1 protein-coding gene and 1 pseudogene are annotated in these 22,289 nt (G+C 52.9%); both read left to right on the top strand.

Features of this window, described 5'->3' with window-relative positions; all coding sequences use genetic code 11:
* The first annotated feature begins 288 nt into the window (after positions 1-288).
* A complete protein-coding gene (locus P6574_RS09425) occupies positions 289-21,219 on the top strand; it encodes a type I secretion C-terminal target domain-containing protein (RefSeq protein ID WP_310620062.1) in 20,931 nt (6,976 codons plus the stop codon).
* A gap of 218 nt (positions 21,220-21,437) precedes the next feature.
* Positions 21,438-22,186: pseudogene (locus P6574_RS09420) on the top strand (IS3 family transposase); the annotation flags it as partial.
* Between the last annotated feature and the right edge of the window lie 103 nt (positions 22,187-22,289).

Raw genomic sequence — 22,289 nt, 5'->3', positions numbered from 1 at the left:
AAAGTCTAAAGACGAAGAGTAGCACAGCAAAGATCTCCCACATTTGGTCTCGGACTCGGTTGCGAGATTTTAGTTATAGTTTATATTACGTAAATACTCTAATTGTCATGTTAATTATAACTAAAACTAGAAGTAAAATTATATCACATATTTGTTACATTAAGTAGATTATTATTGTTATCTATATAGCATTAGGTAAACAGTGCGCAATTGCATTTTTTTGAATTTTATTTCATTATAGTAATACATAGGGCGTCATTATAACTAACCAAAAAGAAGAAAATGACGATGACAACATCAAGTAAAACCGACGACAGCAATCTATCTGAAAATAATGGTAAGCAGATTACATTTCCTAGTGGGAATATGTATGTATTACCAATTGAAGAGGCTGTTGAAATAGTACCAGTTGAAGGAAAAGTCACTTTTCCGCAAACTGCATTCGTCGGAGATGCCATTTCACTTGGTAAAGATTTATTACTACGGCAACCTGATGGAACTGTTCTCATTATTAAGAACGCTACTCAGGCCGACTATGAATACTCAATTGGGGATCAGCCTTTAAATTTTGTGACCATTTCTGAGGATACGAAAGAAAATCTGTCTCCAGATAATACTGTTAGCAGTATTCAAACGAAAGATGAACCGGAACAACAAAGTTCCGGCGGAACGTTCTCACCTATTGAAATACAAATAAGTCCTGCATTTCCAATAAGTCCTCTGCTAGATCCTACTGAGCTAGAGTTTCCAGTTAATACAATTGAACCTTTAGAAGACTCTCTAAATGATGAAGAAAGTCCATTTAATTACACGTTGCCATCGATCACTATTGGTCAAACACAAAATTATATATTTGCTGAAGATGCTGATGGTCCGGGCAAAAGTGGAATAACTCTAGATATTGGTTCTTCCATTACCTCAATTGAAAATGCTTCTTCTGTTCAGATTAATTTTGCAGGCCTCCCGGTTGGGTCGACCGTGAACACCGGTGAGTTGAATGAAAGTGTCTGGATTGGGAGGCCGGAAGAGGCTCAATTTCTGATCCTCAAGCTTCCAGCAGACCATGCGGCCCCACTTTCGATAAGTTTGATCGCAACGGGGCAAGGGGGAACTGCACAACAAGACAGTACGATTTCGATTACCCCCCAGCATGACATAGTCATTGAGGCGCAGTCTCTGATTGGGACAGAAACGGACGCTCCTTTAAGCCTGTCGCCATCCAGTTTTATTACCGTTTATCAGAATGACGGCGATGGTTCAGAAGCCATTGAAAGTATCACTTTCACTCTGAATAATATGCCTGAAGGCGCAAACGCCAGCCACGGTACCTTTGAGGAAGGGACTTTTACGTTTACTGGCACTCAAGAGCAGTTTGATGCACTGGTACTTACCCTACCTACAGATTTTTCTACCCAGAATCCGGAGAAAGTTCTGAATGGAACTGTGTCGGCGATCTCTAATGAAGGTACGTCACAAGCGGTACCGGTTCGTTTGCAGGTTGCCTATGAGGGGGATCTGGACGTGGGGGTCACCCATGCGGTGGACAGTTCTGGCGAGATTGCCACTATTGCCCTAAACGAGACAGGTAATGGTCCGGCACCGTTGGAAGTCAGGTTGGAGGATTACTTTACGGCGCAGGTCACCGATCTGGATAATTCGGAATCCCTGGAGACCATTGCCTTCACCTTGTCTGGTGTGCCGGAGGGAACCTTATTCAGTACTGACGGGGGCGAGAGCTATAGTGAGGCTAGCATTGTCAATGGTACCCTCACCTACTCCGGAGCGGCCTCCTCCTTGAGCAGCTTGATCTTGCGGCTGCCGCAGGACTTTGCCACCACCAATGACATCACCGGCACCTTCACCGCCCAGAGCGATGAAGGCGGCACCGACACCCAGAGCTTCCAGATCGTTGTCACTCCTGAAGCCGATGTGAGCCTGAGCGCAGCGGATGTGTCCGGTATTGAGGACCAATCCGGCTCCGGCGCCACCGTTGATCTGCAGATCTCGGCGGCGATCACCGATCAGGACCTGTCGGAAGGCACGGGAGACACACCAAATACAGTAACGCTCACCTTTGACCGGCTGCCCGATGGCACCACCGCCAACGGCGGCACTTTGGATGTGGACGCGCGCACCTGGACCGGCTCGGCCCATGAGGCCTCAAGCCTGACCTTAAGCTTCCCGGCCGACTTCTCGACGCAAAGCTCCGCCCCTGGCGGGGTGGAAGGGCCGATCACCTATACGGCGACCCTGGCCTCGAGCGAGGGGGCAACCTCGGCGCAGGGATCGATCACCCTGGATGCCAGCGGCGATGTGCAGGTTGGCTTCACCCCTGAGGTGGTCGTTGACGGTCAGACCAATCTGATTGAGCTCAGTGAAACCGATGCGGTTTTGGATGTTGCTCTTGATCAATACCTCACGGCGCAAGTGAGCGACGTTGATCTGTCCGAGGCGTTGACCACCATCGAGCTGAGACTTGACGGCGTGCCCGAAGGCGCGCAGCTGTCGGACGATAACGGCGAAACATTTACGGCAGCCACTCAAAGTGGGTCTACCTACACCCTCACCTACTCCGGAGCGGCCTCCACCTTGAGCAGCTTGATCTTGCGGCTGCCGCAGGACTTTGCCACCACCAATGACATCACCGGCACCTTCACCGCCCAGAGCGATGAAGGCGGCACCGACACCCAGAGCTTCCAGATCGTTGTCACTCCAGAAGCCGATGTGAGCCTGAGCGCAGCGGATGTGTCCGGTATTGAGGACCAATCCGGCTCCGGCGCCACCGTTGATCTGCAGATCTCGGCGGCGATCACCGATCAGGACCTGTCGGAAGGCACGGGAGACACACCAAATACAGTAACACTCACCTTTGACCGGCTGCCCGATGGCACCACCGCCAACGGCGGCACTTTGGATGTGGACGCGCGCACCTGGACCGGCTCGGCCCATGAGGCTTCTAGCCTGACCTTAAGCTTCCCGGCCGACTTCTCGACGCAAAGCTCCGCCCTTGGCGGGGTGGAAGGGCCGATCACCTATACGGCGACCCTGGCCTCGAGCGAGGGGGCAACCACCGCGCAGGGATCGATCACCCTGGATGCCAGCGGCGATGTGCAGGTTGGCTTCACCCCTGAGGTGGTCGTTGACGGTCAGACCAATCTGATTGAGCTCAGTGAAACCGATGCGGTTTTGGATGTTGCTCTTGATCAATACCTCACGGCGCAAGTGAGCGACGTTGATCTGTCCGAGGCGTTGACCACCATCGAGCTGAGACTTGACGGCGTGCCCGAAGGCGCGCAGCTGTCGGACGATAACGGCGAAACATTTACGGCAGCCACTCAAAGTGGGTCTACCTACACCCTCACCTACTCCGGAGCGGCCTCCACCTTGAGCAGCTTGATCTTGCGGCTGCCGCAGGACTTTGCCACCACCAATGACATCACCGGCACCTTCACCGCCCAGAGCGATGAAGGCGGCACCGACACCCAGAGCTTCCAGATCGTTGTCACTCCTGAAACCGATGTGAGCCTGAGCGCAGCGGATGTGTCCGGTATTGAGGACCAATCCGGCTCCGGCGCCACCGTTGATCTGCAGATCTCGGCGGCGATCACCGATCAGGACCTGTCGGAAGGCACGGGAGACACACCAAATACAGTAACGCTCACCTTTGACCGGCTGCCCGATGGCACCACCGCCAACGGCGGCACTTTGGATGTGGACGCGCGCACCTGGACCGGCTCGGCCCATGAGGCCTCAAGCCTGACCTTAAGCTTCCCGGCCGACTTCTCGACGCAAAGCTCCGCCCCTGGCGGGGTGGAAGGGCCGATCACCTATACGGCGACCCTGGCCTCGAGCGAGGGGGCAACCACCGCGCAGGGATCGATCACCCTGGATGCCAGCGGCGATGTGCAGGTTGGCTTCACCCCTGAGGTGGTCGTTGACGGTCAGACCAATCTGATTGAGCTCAGTGAAACCGATGCGGTTTTGGATGTTGCTCTTGATCAATACCTCACGGCGCAAGTGAGCGACGTTGATCTGTCCGAGGCGTTGACCACCATCGAGCTGAGACTTGACGGCGTGCCCGAAGGCGCGCAGCTGTCGGACGATAACGGCGAAACATTTACGGCAGCCACTCAAAGTGGGTCTACCTACACCCTCACCTACTCCGGAGCGGCCTCCACCTTGAGCAGCTTGATCTTGCGGCTGCCGCAGGACTTTGCCACCACCAATGACATCACCGGCACCTTCACCGCCCAGAGCGATGAAGGCGGCACCGACACCCAGAGCTTCCAGATCGTTGTCACTCCTGAAGCCGATGTGAGCCTGAGCGCAGCGGATGTGTCCGGTATTGAGGACCAATCCGGCTCCGGCGCCACCGTTGATCTGCAGATCTCGGCGGCGATCACCGATCAGGACCTGTCGGAAGGCACGGGAGACACACCAAATACAGTAACGCTCACCTTTGACCGGCTGCCCGATGGCACCACCGCAAACGGCGGCACTTTGGATGTGGACGCGCGCACCTGGACCGGCTCGGCCCATGAGGCCTCAAGCCTGACCTTAAGCTTCCCGGCCGACTTCTCGACGCAAAGCTCCGCCCCTGGCGGGGTGGAAGGGCCGATCACCTATACGGCGACCCTGGCCTCGAGCGAGGGGGCAACCTCGGCGCAGGGATCGATCACCCTGGATGCCAGCGGCGATGTGCAGGTTGGCTTCACCCCTGAGGTGGTCGTTGACGGTCAGACCAATCTGATTGAGCTCAGTGAAACCGATGCGGTTTTGGATGTTGCTCTTGATCAATACCTCACGGCGCAAGTGAGCGACGTTGATCTGTCCGAGGCGTTGACCACCATCGAGCTGAGACTTGACGGCGTGCCCGAAGGCGCGCAGCTGTCGGACGATAACGGCGAAACATTTACGACAGCCACTCAAAGTGGGTCTACCTACACCCTCACCTACTCCGGAGCGGCCTCCTCCTTGAGCAGCTTGATCTTGCGGCTGCCGCAGGACTTTGCCACCACCAATGACATCACCGGCACCTTCACCGCCCAGAGCGATGAAGGCGGCACCGACACCCAGAGCTTCCAGATCGTTGTCACTCCTGAAGCCGATGTGAGCCTGAGCGCAGCGGATGTGTCCGGTATTGAGGACCAATCCGGCTCCGGCGCCACCGTTGATCTGCAGATCTCGGCGGCGATCACCGATCAGGACCTGTCGGAAGGCACGGGAGACACACCAAATACAGTAACACTCACCTTTGACCGGCTGCCCGATGGCACCACCGCCAACGGCGGCACTTTGGATGTGGACGCGCGCACTTGGACCGGCTCGGCCCATGAGGCCTCAAGCCTGACCTTAAGCTTCCCGGCCGACTTCTCGACGCAAAGCTCCGCCCCTGGCGGGGTGGAAGGGCCGATCACCTATACGGCGACCCTGGCCTCGAGCGAGGGGGCAACCACCGCGCAGGGATCGATCACCCTGGATGCCAGCGGCGATGTGCAGGTTGGCTTCACCCCTGAGGTGGTCGTTGACGGTCAGACCAATCTGATTGAGCTCAGTGAAACCGATGCGGTTTTGGATGTTGCTCTTGATCAATACCTCACGGCGCAAGTGAGCGACGTTGATCTGTCCGAGGCGTTGACCACCATCGAGCTGAGACTTGACGGCGTGCCCGAAGGCGCGCAGCTGTCGGACGATAACGGCGAAACATTTACGGCAGCCACTCAAAGTGGGTCTACCTACACCCTCACCTACTCCGGAGCGGCCTCCACCTTGAGCAGCTTGATCTTGCGGCTGCCGCAGGACTTTGCCACCACCAATGACATCACCGGCACCTTCACCGCCCAGAGCGATGAAGGCGGCACCGACACCCAGAGCTTCCAGATCGTTGTCACTCCTGAAGCCGATGTGAGCCTGAGCGCAGCGGATGTGTCCGGTATTGAGGACCAATCCGGCTCCGGCGCCACCGTTGATCTGCAGATCTCGGCGGCGATCACCGATCAGGACCTGTCGGAAGGCACGGGAGACACACCAAATACAGTAACACTCACCTTTGACCGGCTGCCCGATGGCACCACCGCCAACGGCGGCACTTTGGATGTGGACGCGCGCACCTGGACCGGCTCGGCCCATGAGGCCTCAAGCCTGACCTTAAGCTTCCCGGCCGACTTCTCGACGCAAAGCTCCGCCCCTGGCGGGGTGGAAGGGCCGATCACCTATACGGCGACCCTGGCCTCGAGCGAGGGGGCAACCACCGCGCAGGGATCGATCACCCTGGATGCCAGCGGCGATGTGCAGGTTGGCTTCACCCCTGAGGTGGTCGTTGACGGTCAGACCAATCTGATTGAGCTCAGTGAAACCGATGCGGTTCTGGATGTTGCTCTTGATCAATACCTCACGGCGCAAGTGAGCGACGTTGATCTGTCCGAGGCGTTGACCACCATCGAGCTGAGACTTGACGGCGTGCCCGAAGGCGCGCAGCTGTCGGACGATAACGGCGAAACATTTACGGCAGCCACTCAAAGTGGGTCTACCTACACCCTCACCTACTCCGGAGCGGCCTCCTCCTTGAGCAGCTTGATCTTGCGACTGCCGCAGGACTTTGCCACCACCAATGACATCACCGGCACCTTCACCGCCCAGAGCGATGAAGGCGGCACCGACACCCAGAGCTTCCAGATCGTTGTCACTCCTGAAGCCGATGTGAGCCTGAGCGCAGCGGATGTGTCCGGTATTGAGGACCAATCCGGCTCCGGCGCCACCGTTGATCTGCAGATCTCGGCGGCGATCACCGATCAGGACCTGTCGGAAGGCACGGGAGACACACCAAATACAGTAACACTCACCTTTGACCGGCTGCCCGATGGCACCACCGCCAACGGCGGCACTTTGGATGTGGACGCGCGCACCTGGACCGGCTCGGCCCATGAGGCTTCTAGCCTGACCTTAAGCTTCCCGGCCGACTTCTCGACGCAAAGCTCCGCCCCTGGCGGGGTGGAAGGGCCGATCACCTATACGGCGACCCTGGCCTCGAGCGAGGGGGCAACCACCGCGCAGGGATCGATCACCCTGGATGCCAGCGGCGATGTGCAGGTTGGCTTCACCCCTGAGGTGGTCGTTGACGGTCAGACCAATCTGATTGAGCTCAGTGAAACCGATGCGGTTTTGGATGTTGCTCTTGATCAATACCTCACGGCGCAAGTGAGCGACGTTGATCTGTCCGAGGCGTTGACCACCATCGAGCTGAGACTTGACGGCGTGCCCGAAGGCGCGCAGCTGTCGGACGATAACGGCGAAACATTTACGGCAGCCACTCAAAGTGGGTCTACCTACACCCTCACCTACTCCGGAGCGGCCTCCTCCTTGAGCAGCTTGATCTTGCGGCTGCCGCAGGACTTTGCCACCACCAATGACATCACCGGCACCTTCACCGCCCAGAGCGATGAAGGCGGCACCGACACCCAGAGCTTCCAGATCGTTGTCACTCCTGAAGCCGATGTGAGCCTGAGCGCAGCGGATGTGTCCGGTATTGAGGACCAATCCGGCTCCGGCGCCACCGTTGATCTGCAGATCTCGGCGGCGATCACCGATCAGGACCTGTCGGAAGGCACGGGAGACACACCAAATACAGTAACACTCACCTTTGACCGGCTGCCCGATGGCACCACCGCCAACGGCGGCACTTTGGATGTGGACGCGCGCACCTGGACCGGCTCGGCCCATGAGGCCTCAAGCCTGACCTTAAGCTTCCCGGCCGACTTCTCGACGCAAAGCTCCGCCCCTGGCGGGGTGGAAGGGCCGATCACCTATACGGCGACCCTGGCCTCGAGCGAGGGGGCAACCACCGCGCAGGGATCGATCACCCTGGATGCCAGCGGCGATGTGCAGGTTGGCTTCACCCCTGAGGTGGTCGTTGACGGTCAGACCAATCTGATTGAGCTCAGTGAAACCGATGCGGTTTTGGATGTTGCTCTTGATCAATACCTCACGGCGCAAGTGAGCGACGTTGATCTGTCCGAGGCGTTGACCACCATCGAGCTGAGACTTGACGGCGTGCCCGAAGGCGCGCAGCTGTCGGACGATAACGGCGAAACATTTACGACAGCCACTCAAAGTGGGTCTACCTACACCCTCACCTACTCCGGAGCGGCCTCCTCCTTGAGCAGCTTGATCTTGCGGCTGCCGCAGGACTTTGCCACCACCAATGACATCACCGGCACCTTCACCGCCCAGAGCGATGAAGGCGGCACCGACACCCAGAGCTTCCAGATCGTTGTCACTCCTGAAGCCGATGTGAGCCTGAGCGCAGCGGATGTGTCCGGTATTGAGGACCAAGATGACAGCAAGGCAGGAGGTGCCACCGTTGACTTGCAGATCTCGGCAGCGATCACCGATCAGGACCTGTCGGAAGGCACGGGAGACACACCAAATACAGTAACACTCACCTTTGACCGGCTGCCCGATGGCACCACCGCAAACGGCGGCACTTTGGATGTGGACGCGCGCACCTGGACCGGCTCGACCCATGAGGCTTCTAGCCTGACCTTAAGCTTCCCGGCCGACTTCTCGACGCAAAGCTCCGCCCCTGGCGGGGTGGAAGGGCCGATCACCTATACGGCGACCCTGGCCTCGAGCGAGGGGGCAACCACCGCGCAGGGATCGATCACCCTGGATGCCAGCGGCGATGTGCAGGTTGGCTTCACCCCTGAGGTGGTCGTTGACGGTCAGACCAATCTGATTGAGCTCAGTGAAACCGATGCGGTTCTGGATGTTGCTCTTGATCAATACCTCACGGCGCAAGTGAGCGACGTTGATCTGTCCGAGGCGTTGACCACCATCGAGCTGAGACTTGACGGCGTGCCCGAAGGCGCGCAGCTGTCGGACGATAACGGCGAAACATTTACGACAGCCACTCAAAGTGGGTCTACCTACACCCTCACCTACTCCGGAGCGGCCTCCTCCTTGAGCAGCTTGATCTTGCGGCTGCCGCAGGACTTTGCCACCACCAATGACATCACCGGCACCTTCACCGCCCAGAGCGATGAAGGCGGCACCGACACCCAGAGCTTCCAGATCGTTGTCACTCCTGAAGCCGATGTGAGCCTGAGCGCAGCGGATGTGTCCGGTATTGAGGACCAAGATGACAGCAAGGCAGGAGGTGCCACCGTTGACTTGCAGATCTCGGCAGCGATCACCGATCAGGATCTGTCGGAAGGCACGGGAGACACACCAAATACAGTAACGCTCACCTTTGACCGGCTGCCCGATGGCACCACCGCCAACGGCGGCACTTTGGATGTGGACGCGCGCACCTGGACCGGCTCGACCCATGAGGCTTCTAGCCTGGCGCTAAGATTTCCTATGGACTTCTCGACGGAAAGCTCGAAAGAAGGCAGAGTCGAAGGACCAATCACCTATACGGCCACGATTACCTCATCAGAAGGATCGTTGTCCGACAACGGCAAGATCACCATTGAGCCAAGTGTAGATATCTTCGAATTTGCAGGGAACTATATCCTTGGATCCGAGACTGATAGCCCGGTAGTGATCCACTTTTCCGAGTACGCCCGCCACTTTGTCGTTGACAGGGATGGATCGGAGGTTATGGAGAGCTTTACAATTACCTTGGGGAACGTGCCCCCGGGAGCCACTGCCTCCAGCGGCTCTATTGATGCAAATGGATTATTTAGCTGGACAGGCACACCGGCAGAAGTGACAAGCCTCACTTTGACGCTGCCGGCAGACTACTCTACCACCAACCCGCAGACGATACTTGGGGGAACAATAACTGCCACCTCCAATGAGGGAACAAGCCCTGCGAATGCCTATACGCTCAGGCTCCATGCTACCGGTGATGTTGAGGTGGGTGTCACCGATGTGGTGGACAGCTCTGGCGAGATTGCCACCATTGCCTTGGATGAGACCGGCAGTGGCAGAGCTCCTCTGGAAATCAGGTTGGAAGATTACTTTACGGCGCAGGCCACCGATCTGGATGGTTCGGAATCCTTGGAGACCATTGCCTTCACCTTGTCCGGTGTGCCGGAGGGAACCTTATTCAGTACTGACGGGGGTGAAATCTATAGTGAGGCCGGTATTGTCAACGGCACCCTCACCTATTCCGGTGCGGCTAGCACTCTGGCCGAACTGGTGGTTGCTTTGCCAGCCGACTATTCCACCACCAATCCGTCCGGTAATCTCAACGGTACCTTCAGCGCCACTAGTGATGAAAGTGGCAGCGACCAGATCCCGTTTGTCATCACCGTGCAGCACGAACAGGATTTGATCCTCACCGCCGCTGATGTGTCCGGCATTGAGGACCAAGATGATAGTAACGAAGGAGGAGCCACCATTGATCTGCAGTTGTCTGCGGCGATCACCGATCTGGATCTGTCGGAAGGCACGGGAGACACACTAAATACAGTAACGCTCACCTTTGACCGGCTACCCGATGGCACCACCGCCAACGGCGGCACTTTGGATGTGGACGCGCGCACCTGGACCGGCTCGGCCCATGAGGCCTCAAGCCTGACCTTAAGCTTCCCGCAGGATTATGCAACACAAGGGTTTGTGAGTGAAGATGGGCCTAACCTGATCGTCAACGGGTCCTTTGAAAACCCTGACGTTCCAGCTGGCGATCGTACGCAGTTTATACAAGATGGCAGTGTGCCGGGATGGTCGGCCGGGGTGATCAACATCCATGATCATACCTTTAGGCAACCCGGATCACAAGGTGATCAATACCTTGGGCTGGAAAGTGACGGCGGCTTTGCCTCAATTGTCACGCAGGAAATCAGCACTGAACTGGGTGTTCAGTACACGCTGAAGTTTGATGTCTCCACCCGTGGGGACGGGATCGACGAGCTTGCTATTATCTGGGATAATAAGAAACTGGATCCAATTGAAATTGAAGGATCCGAGTGGCAGAGCGTAGAGTTTACGGTCACAGGGACTGGCGAAGTTGTACCGCTTTCCTTCGTTGTCTTGCAAGACGGGAGCCCCAATACAGAAACTGCGTTTGTTGATAATGTCCAGCTGTATCAAAGTGTGTTGGTTGAGGTTAGCGGGCCCATTTCATATACAGCCACCTTGCAAAGCCCGGAAGGTACAGTCACGGACAGCGGTTCCATTCGGATTGACCCGATACAAGATCTAAGTCTCACGGCAACGGATGTGTCCGGTGTTGAGGATCAATCCGGATCTGGTGCTATTGTTGATCTTCAATTGTCTGCGATAATCACCGACCAGGACCTGTCGGAGGGAGCGGGGGATACCCCTGATACGGTGACCCTCACTTTTGACCGCGTACCGGGCGGTACCACTGCCAATGTTGGCACTTTGGATGTAGAGACGCTCACCTGGACCGGCTCGACCAATGAGGCCTCCGCTCTGGCGCTGACGTTCCGACCGGATTTTGCGACGCAAAGCTCCACCCATGGCGTGGTGGAAGGACCGATCACCTATACGGCGACCCTGGCCTCGGTCGAGGGGGCAATCACGGCGCAGGGATCGATAACCTTGGACGTCAGTGGTGATGTCCTAGTTGGCTTCACCCCTGAGGTAATCAGTGAAGGCCAAACCAACCTGATTGAGCTCAGTGAAACCGATGCAGTTCTGAATGTGAGGTTGGCACAATACCTCACAGCGGAATCCACCGACAGAGATGGTTCGGAGGATCTGACCACCATCGATCTGAATTTTGACAACCTGCCGGAAGGGGCAGAGCTGTCTGCCGACAACGGCGTAACATTCACACCGGCCACCCAAAGTGGGTCGACCTACGTCCTTTCCTATTCCGGTCCGGCCACGGGCCTGGGAAGCTTGATCTTGCGGCTGCCGCAGGATTTTGCCACCACCAATGACATCACCGGCACCTTCACCGCCCAGAGCGATGAAGGCGGCACCGACACCCAGAGCTTCCAGATCGTTGTCAGCCCGGAAGCCGATGTAAGCCTTACCGCAGCGGCTGTGTCCGGTATTGAGGACCAAGATGACAGCAAGGAGATGGGCACCACCGTTGATCTGCAGATTTCGGCGGCGATCACCGATCAGGACCTGTCGGAAGGCACGGGAGACACACCAAACACAGTCACGCTCACCTTTGACCGGCTGCCCGATGGCACTACCGCCAACGGCGGCACTTTGGATGTGGACGCACTGACCTGGACCGGCTCTGCCAATGAAGCCTCGAGCTTGGCCCTAAGATTCCCTATGGACTTCTCGACGGAAAGCTCGAAAGAAGGCAGGGTCGAAGGTCCCATAACCTATCAAGCCACGATTACCTCACCGGAAGGGACCTTGAGCGAAAGTGGCTCGATCACCATTGAACCGAGCGTGGATATCTTCGAGTTTGCAGGGAACTATACCCTTGGATCCGAGACCGATAGCCCGGTTGTGATCCACTTTTCCGAGTACGCCCGCCACTTTGTCGTTGACAGGGATGGATCGGAGGTTATGGAGAGCTTTACCATCACCCTAGGGAATGTGCCCCCGGGAGCCATTGCCTCCAGCGGCTCTATTGATGTCAATGGATTATTCAGCTGGACAGGCACGCCAGCAGAAGTGGCAAGCCTCACTTTGACGCTGCCGGCAGACTACTCCACCACCAACCCGCAGACGACGCTTGGGGGGACCATAACAGCCACCTCCAATGAGGGAACAAGCACTGCGAACGCCTATACACTCAGGCTCCATGCTACCGGTGATGTTGAGGTGGGGGTCACCGATGTGGTGGACAGCTCTGGCAATATTGCCACCATTGCCCTGAGTGAGACCGACAGTGGCAGAGCCCCTCTGGAAATCAGGTTGGAGGACTACTTTACAGCGCAGGCCACCGATCTGGATGGTTCGGAATCCTTGGAAACCATTGCCTTCACCTTGTCCGGCGTACCGGAGGGAACCTTATTCAGTACTGACGGGGGCGAAATCTATAGTGAGGCCGGTATTGTCAACGGCACCCTCTCCTACTCCGGTGCGGCCAGCACTCTGGCGGATCTGGTGATTGCCTTGCCGGGAGATTATTCCACCTCCAACCCGGCCAGCAATATCACCGGCACCTTCAGTGCCACCAGTGATGAGGGTGGTAGTGATCAGATCCCGTTTGCCATCACCGTGCAGCATGAACAGGACTTGATCCTCACCGCCGCTGATGTGTCCGGGGTTGAGGATCAAGATGATAGTAAGGAGGGAGGAGCCACCGTTGATCTGCAGATTTCGGCGGCGATCACCGATCAGGACCTGTCGGAAGGCACGGGAGACACACCAAATACAGTCACGCTCACCTTTGACCGGCTGCCCGATGGCACCACCGCCAACGGCGGCACTTTGGATGTGGACGCGCTGACCTGGACCGGCTCTGCCAAAGAGGCCTCCAGCCTCGCCCTCACCTTCCCGCAGGACTATTCAACACAGACCCCCTATGATGTTCAAGGAGCCAACCTCATTGTGAATGGGTCTTTTGAAACACCTGATATCGCTGAAGGTAGTATTCAGCAATTCTCAGGCTCCATAGAAGGCTGGAACGGAACAACCATCAACATCCATGATACTGCCCTTGGTATCGATGCTATTGAAGGACAGCAATACCTTGAAGTGGAAGAAGGTAGCGGTAAGGCGCAGGGAATTTATCAAGAGATCACGACTGAAGATGGTGTTGACTATACGCTTTCCTTCTATGCGACGGCCCATGGCCGTACCAGTGATTCAATGAGTGTTCTTTGGAACGGAAAAGAGATTACGGCTCTCAGGTTGGGCGGCAATGAATGGGCGCCCTATGAATTTAAGGTCACCGGCACTGGCGGTGTCGACACGCTGGAATTTGCCACACTTTCGCAAGGTGGGGAGCAAGGTGCGCTTATCGATGATGTGCAACTTTATGCAACTACCCAGCAGCCCGGTGAACCTATCTCCTATACGGCGAGTCTGACCTCGAGCGAGGGGAGTACAACAGCTGCCGGAAGTGTCGAGGTTATTGCAAGTCCCGATCTGAGTTTAACCGCGGGAGATGTCAATACCGCAGAGGATGCGTATGGAAGCGGAACAAGTTTCGCCCTCGATATTGCGGCAACTATTTTCGATAGTGATGGCTCGGAAGGAGATAGCGCAACACCAGACACTGTAACTGTTGATTTTAGTAGTTTGCCTGCTGGTACAACCGCCAATGTTGGTCAGCTGGATTTGGTTGCCAACCAGTGGATCGGCTCAGCATTCGAAGCCCGGCAAGTTCTTTTCTCGTTACCTGCTGATTATTCTACCGGCGAAGGAAACCTAAGTGCGACTATAACACTTACCTCTCCTGAGGGCAGTGTGAGTACTGTTCAGACTATTACGGTTGCACCGCAGCATGACATTACCATTAATGCACAAGCCATCATGGTTACGGAAACAGATGCACCGTTGCCGATCACTTTGTCCGATTACGTCACAGTATCTCAAAGTGATAGTGATGGCTCAGAAGAAATCCTTAACATTCGGGTTGTCTTGAATAATGTTCCGCTTGAAACCGAAGTCAGTGCGGGCCAGGTAATTGGAGGCCCTGGGCACAGTTATTTTGTTTTTAATGGAACTCCAGAGGAATTCAATGAGCTGACACTGACATTTCCTGCAGATTATTCTACCCAAAACCCGCAGACAGCGCTTAGTGGAATAATCGGAGCTACGTCAAATGAAGGGACCTCTGAAACCACCCCTATTAGTATCGATATCGCTACTGAATCTGATGTATCCCTTACCGCCAGCAATGTAGTTGCCACAGAAGATCTGGATGGAAATGTAGAAAGTGGGACTACAGTAGACTTGAATTTGTCCGCAGCAATTACGGATGTAGATGAGTCGGAAGGAACGGACGATACTCCAGAAACTGTCACTATAACCTTTAACCGTTTGCCTGATGGTACCACGGCCAACACCGGTACTTTGGACATAGCTAATCTGAGTTGGAAAGGCTCTGCAAATGATGCTTCGTCTCTGGCTCTTACGTTCCCGGAAGATTTTTCGACGACGAGCTCCGCACCAGGTATCGTTAACGCCCCTATCTCCTACACAGCAACGATAACCAGTCCTGAAGGAACCACCTCTGAAACTGCGACAATAACCGTTCAAGCATCCGCCGATGTGGACATTAAGGCATTCGACAAGTTTCTTATTGAAGACACTGTCGTAATACCTGTCTTTATCAGTGAATTAACGGTAACTGATACTGATCAATCCGAGACCTTGATTGAACCCATTGAGGTTCACTTCACAGGACTACCAAGTACCCTTACCTTTAATTCCGGTAGTTTTGATAGTCAAACCAGCATATGGACAGGTACGGTTGACGAGGCCCAATCTCTACTAATCACCGAAGTTAGTCCCCATTTCTCAGGCATAATTGGTGCCGAGGTCCTTGCGAAAACAAATGAAGGTGAAACAACTAGCACGTTTAAAGTTAGCGTTCTTCCTATTGCTGAACCGAATTTGACTATGAGTGTCTTTGCATATGATGCTCAAGGGACAGCTCAAATTGTCAAGGAGGACACAGCGTTTACTGTGAACCTACAGGCATACACACCCGATACAGACGGTTCGGAAAGCTTGAAAGAGTTGGTTATCTCCAATCTTCCCGACGGCTGGGTGCAATTATCCTCTGGTAGTACAGTAGATATGTCATCGTTTATAAACGGCGCCAGCGATATACAGTCTGCACTTTATGACAGCGCTTCTGGAGAATTGACGATAACTTTCAACAGTGATCTGACAAGTTGGGATGGCAGCCTTCGTCTCACCCCCGCAAGTAATAGCGATTTGGATATCAGCTCCCTAACAGGAGGAGAGCTTACAGCTAGAGTAAGCAGTATTGATACTGCGACCAATCTTAATAGTAACATAGAGACATCTGATCAAGTTGTTGTTGATATTGATGTTGACGCGGTGGTTGATGCGCCGATTATTAGTATTTCAAATAGAAATGTCACTGAAGACCTTGATTCTGTTGGCAGTACACGCCTGAAAATCAACAATATAGAACTTCGTGATACCGATGGGTCTGAGAGCTATGATTCCATCCATATCAGCATTTCCCTAGAAGAAACGGCTTCAACAAGCATAAGTTTATCTGAGGATGTGAATTTATTTTCAACTGTAAACGCTAATTTTGGAACAATAACTCGCACTTTCGGTGACGATAATAATCTAAGCTATACAATTACACAGCCCAGCGACGTTACAAATGCTCAATTTGAAAACTTCGTTGAAAAGTTGAAAGTAAGCTATCCTGAGAACTTCAGTGGTAAATTGGGTGTGACCTCCCACTTTATAGTGGAGGAAACTGAAACACCTACGACTTACCTAGGAGATCACGAATACGATACGTCTGATAATACGTCTATTCAAACCTTCAATACGACGATTAATGTAAGACCAAAAGCGGAAGCAGATCTCACGGTTACTCTGATCCCGTCAGAAGAGGGCTTCAGTGAAACACCATTACAGGATGTCTACGATAGTGTGTCCGTCCAGCCGGGTGACGCAATTCCGACTGTGGAAATATTTGAAGATACCTCAATTTCTCTAAGAATTCAGGGCTCAACTCCTGATCTTGATGGCTCTGAGGGGATCAGTTACATATATGTCAACAACGTTCCAAGCCAGTGGCTCGAGCAAGAACATGGAGAAGTTGATCCTGCTATCTTTGGGGATGACAGCATAAAGATTGATGTTGTCAGTTATAATGAAAATACTGGTCAACTGGAAATTAAACTCGTTGATGGAGTTACTGACTTTGACGGTACTTTGGTATTGACTCCTATCGAACACGATGACCGCGACGCAGATGGCGCAGATGCTTTGCCTTCACAAACCACAGAAGGTTTCTTTGGTGATATCTCAGTTGAGATGAAAGTCATTGATGCGCGCGACAGTGATGGAGGAACGACCAATACGAAAACTGTTTCGACTACGCTCAACATAGATGTTGCTGCTGTTGAGGATATTGTTCAGTTGGATGCTCCCTCTCCCATTGCAGAAGCTGTTGTAGATGCAAGTGGAGGATGGGCTGATATTCCACTGAACCCGGTGACACCTGATCTTGATGGGTCCGAAGAAGTTCACTCCGTAATCGTCTCAGGCATTCCTGCTGGCCTTATTGCTTTCTATCATGATGCTCAAGGAGAAGCCATTCCAGCCAAGCTCGTCTCCATTGATCAAACAACGGGAATGACAACATGGAACTTGGAAGATGGGCAATGGTCTTCTCTAAGCCTGTACGGTGTTCCAGAGCATTTTTCTGGTGTTATTTCAGCTAATGAAGTAACTGGTGAGCTGATACGCAGTGAAGATGGTTCCTCCACCATTCAGGCCCTCGTCATAAGCAGTGAAGCGAACAACACTGCTGCTGGTCAAACAGATACAGGTACGCTGCTTATAGAGATCACACCTTCGATTGATGGAGGAAGTCCAAATCAAACCTTCAATATTCTCGAAGACGTGCCTGTTAATTTAGGTCTTGATGGAAACTTGATTGATATTAGTGATGGATCGACAGAGCAGCTAACTGGGGATGTCATTCTGCTAATTGATCCCAATATGTATAGAGCGCCTCATTTCTATTTAGGTGACCCTGAGGGGACAGGTACTGAAATTGTTCCAAATAACTCAGGGAATTTGATTATTGATTCCTCTGATATTGGCAATCTCTACATTGTCTCGGCGCAGGATAGCAATGACGACTTCATAATTGACATTAAATATTCAGTAAATGAGGTAACGGATCCAAGCATACCTGCAAAAACTGAAAGTGGTAGGTTACTATTCAATGTGAAGGGTGTAGCAGATACACCTTCCTTAAGTGTCCCTGCCGGTGGTGTATCCGAAGCATATACTGGTGATGACAGCGGGGCATTCCTTCTGGATACGGCGATAGGCGGAGTTGCTGGAAACGCAACGCGCCTTGGTGGCGCTATGCAAGAGATTATGCCGGATGGCATCAACTTTGACGGGTCTGAAAATCTTTACTTCATTATCACCGGAGATAGTCTTGCAGATGTAAACACGGGCGGTGGGTTGGTAACAGGAACGCCTTCTGTTTCATTTTTGAACGGTACTGATACCGGTGGTGGTGCGGTTATCGTTTCAGCTGCAGATATTGGTGATCTTGAATTTATTCCGGTGAATATAGCAGGTCAGACTGACTATCAATTTACATTGACAGCCGTTGTAGTCGAGGATGATGAGAGCATATCAGTGGGTACACCGCTAGCAGACTTTTCACAACTGGATGGTGTTGCGATCGCAGCCGCTGACTTTTACGTGAGCGTAGCTGATGCAGGCGGAGGAGGCGGCGGTGGGGACAATTGTGATATTGCTGATTTACCAGTGCCTCCGGATGTCACAATCTCTGCAATTACGGGTATAGAAGATCAAGAAGCCCAGTTTACAATTTCCCTAAACAACTACGGCGGGGATTTTGCTAATATTCCTGATGGCGGTTCAGTACAGTTCACCGGTATTCCTGTCGGATCAACATTAAGAGCCGAACCAGCTGATGCCGTAAGCTACAACCCTGTGACTGGAACCTACTTTGTAAACTTTGACCAAGTAGACAATGCGACACAGTTCTTTGTTCAGTTCCCTGAGCATGTCTCAAGTAGTACCTCGGCCTATGACGGTTTGAGTGGTATCTCAACCACAGCCCTCTCCATAGATGCTCATTGCGGTTTCTCTAACAGTGTTGAAAAGGTGACAACTGTTTATGTAGAACCTGTTGCAGATGCTCCCTCCGTGACAGTGCACTCAGACGGCGGCTTGGAAGATGAAGCGATATTCTTTCAAGCATCTATTGGTCTTGTTGATCCCGGAGAAACCTTAGGGGCCTCCTTTGAAGTTGTTGTCGATGCAAGTCAAGGCGTTATGGTAGATGCAACGAATGGGATACCTCTTGTGCCGGTCAGCTCAGTTGGGGGAATGCTAACTTACAATATAAGCGGTACAGGCGCTGAGCTTGCTTTGATTCCCACAGCTCATGTCCATGGTGAAATACCCGTCACAATCAACGCGACATCAATGGAGGAAAACGGTGACACGGCAACCACGACAACTGTCCTCAACCTTTCTGTTGAGGCTGTCGCTGATGCCGGTGTAATCACTTTTGACCCTGCGTTACAGACCGCAATTGACGTAAACGATGAACTGCCATTGATTACTGCTTTAGAAGATACACCAGCCGTCATTAAGGACGTGGTTTCTGTGACTACACCCGACCAGGATGGATCGGAGGTCCATACCATCACCTTGTCAGGAGTACCTGATTACCTCTCTATAAATGTAGGTAGCGATAACGGCTTGGATGGGAATGGTTTGCGCAGCTACACGATGACAAAGGAGGAATATCAAAACCTGACGATACATCTCACTGAGGAAAATGCCAGAACGCCGGACAGTTTAAATCAAGATCTGCCAGATCAAGTCCGCCTTGAACTGACAGTCAATTCGCTTGAGATAAGCAACAGTGATACGAATACAGCAAGTGCAGACTTCTTATTTAAAGTTTTACCTGATGCAGACATCCCATTGGTAACAGTCAATAGCGCTACTACTATCGAGGATACTCCTGTTGATCTTGATATTTCTGGTAGTGTAACGGACCCTCACGAAAACATCGTTGAATACATCATTAGGGATATTCCAGAGGGTGCGCAGATACTCATTAGCGGAAATCTTGTGGCTACAGGACCATCACAGGCCACCATAGCTGCCCACCATATAAATCAAGTCAGCTTCCAACCCGCTCCTGACAGCAGTGCGACCGTATCCCTTCAGGTGATCTCAGTCTCTTCAGAGCCTGATGTGAGTGATCAAAGTTCAGACAGTGCAAGGGAAGAGTCGTTACCTCAGTTACTCGAAATCTCTGTTGTTCCTGCACCGGATATCGAATTGAGTGTTCTTGCTGAGAATCAGGCGCAGACAGGTGGGCTTCTAAGCCTTCCTATAGATATTTCTGCTGCAATTACTGATAGCAACGGTCCAGAAATGGAGACACTTGACGAAGTAACCATATCATTCACCGGTCTTCCTCATGGTACGGCCTTCAATATAGGTAACCTGAATGCCGAAGGAGATGCTCTGACTATTGCGAGGAGTGCCTTCGCAAGTGAAGCAGCCTTCATAACCGCACTGACAACTCTCACCGCTATGCTTCCTGGTGTTTTCTATGGAGACATCTCAGCCCAAGCATCAGCCATAAGTAGTGAGGGAAGTTCTGATCCATTTAGTTTTAGTTTCGCAGTTAATGGCCAACCCGTTGAACAGGAAGCATTATTCATCGATAGGCCAGGTGACAGTATCATAACAATCAGTGAGGCTGAAATACTTGCCAGTTACTCGGATCCAGACGGTAACAACCTACATATTGAGAATTTTGTAGTAATCTCTCCCGAGGTAATTGTAACACAAGTCCCGAATGAGGCTTCTTGGACGGTTCAGATTGCGGATGGTTTTGAGGGTAATCTCATCATGAACTATGATGTTGTCGATGATGGCGTAGTCCCAGCGTCATTCAGTGCAACGGGAACACTTTATGTCGATAATGAAGACAGCATAAATATCATTCAGATGACTGACACAGGTAATGACCTTGCCCATGCCAATGTCTTGGGAGATGTGTCCGGCACAAAAAGTAGCTACGATGTGGCTGTTGGTACAGAAGACAATGATGCAGTCATTGTGGACCCAATTCGAAACTATGATGAAATAGAGGCTTTTAACCTTCTTGGTGGCGATGATATCCTTGACCTTAATCTGGCAACAAGTGGGTATTCCGCTGATCTGGGATCAGGAGATGATCAGGGAATTGGTTCAGCTTTCTCTGACCAGATTAGTGGTGGGCTAGGCATGGATACACTATCTGGAAGAGCAGGAGCCGATGTCCTCGATGGCGGGCTTGGGATTGATACTCTACTAGGAGGTCTAGGTGCCGACACATTTGTTCTGTCTCACCTAGATGCTGAGGATCTTTTGTTAGATTATAACTTCGACCAGGGAGATAAGATTGATTTGTCTGGGCTCTTTGACGTATCAGGAGATGTCTCAGACTATGTGCGTTTTGACCCCAATGCAGCTCAACTAAGCGTTGATGTGGATGGAGCCGCTGGTGGTGAGAACTTTATGGTGACAGCGACAATTGGAACTAGTGCAACTAACCTCCTTCTCAATGTAGACGATGGAGAGAACCAGTCCACTGTTATCATCTAAAGCGTGAAGATAAGAAGACAAAGCTGCGTTGCCTCCCAGTCAAGGAACACGGCTTTGGTTTTCTCAAAAATCATGCGAAAACAGGCTTAAATATGCCCCCTAGAGAGTACCCCACCGCACTGGCAAAACGCTTTGAGTCCATTCACTGCGCACATCAGAGTTGAGCCTCCCCCAAAGAAGTGGTCCACGTTTATGATTAGGAAAACGGAGGACTCGATATGGGAATCAAGAGACCCAAACCAGAAGAGATTGTCGTTAAACTGCGGCAAGTTGAAGTCCTGACGGGGCAAGGAATGGCGTGCATGGATGCGATCCGCCAGATCGGCGTTACCGAGCAAACCTATTACCGTTGGAAGAAGAAGTATGGCGGAATGGGTACGGAGCAACTCAAGGAACTGAAGCGGCTGCAGAAAGAAAATGAACGTTTGCGCCGTGCGGTCTCTGATCTGACATTGGACAAGCTGATCCTTACGGAGGCTGCAAAGGGAAACTTCTGAGCCCTGCTCGTCGCAGAGCCTGCATTAACCATATACGCAGTCAGGTGAAGGTTTCCGAGCGGCGTGTTTGTCGTGTTCTTGGTCAGCATCGCTCCACACAGCGTCGCTTCCCCAAAGGGCGAGCGGATGAAGATCAGCTGGTTGCAGATATGATTGAGCTGGCACGCCAATATGGCCGTTACGGTTACCGTCGCATTGCCGCTTTGCTCCGAGAGGCTGGATGGCAAGTGAACGATAAACGTGTTGAACGTCTGTGGCGACGAAAGGGGCTGAAAGTTCCCATGAAGCAACCAAAAAAGGGGCGGCTCTGGCTCAATGATGGGTCTTGCATACGTCTCCGGCCACAGTATCGCAATCACGTGTGGTCCTATGACTTTATCCATCATCGCACTGATGATGGCAGGGCATTCAGAACGTTGAATATTCTGGATGAGTATACGCGTGAATGCCTTGCTATTCGGGTGAAGCGATAACGTACAATATTTTTCGCATCTGTGGATGCCCCGTGTTTTGCAAGTTGTTTTTCGAGCAATTTTGGCATGTGATCGGTTGCGGTCATCTGTCAGGCCTCTG

It is taken from the genome of Pseudovibrio sp. M1P-2-3 (assembly GCF_031501865.1).
GTDB classification, from domain to species: Bacteria; Pseudomonadota; Alphaproteobacteria; order Rhizobiales; family Stappiaceae; genus Pseudovibrio; species Pseudovibrio corallicola.
Note: the sequence above shows the minus strand (reverse complement) of the source record. Positions and strands in the feature narration are given on the sequence as shown.

Bases quoted from the DNA above. Each gene is read 5' to 3' on its own strand.
- P6574_RS09425 (WP_310620062.1), top strand. From the start codon at position 289: ATGACAACATCAAGTAAAACCGACGACAGCAATCTATCTGAAAATAAT.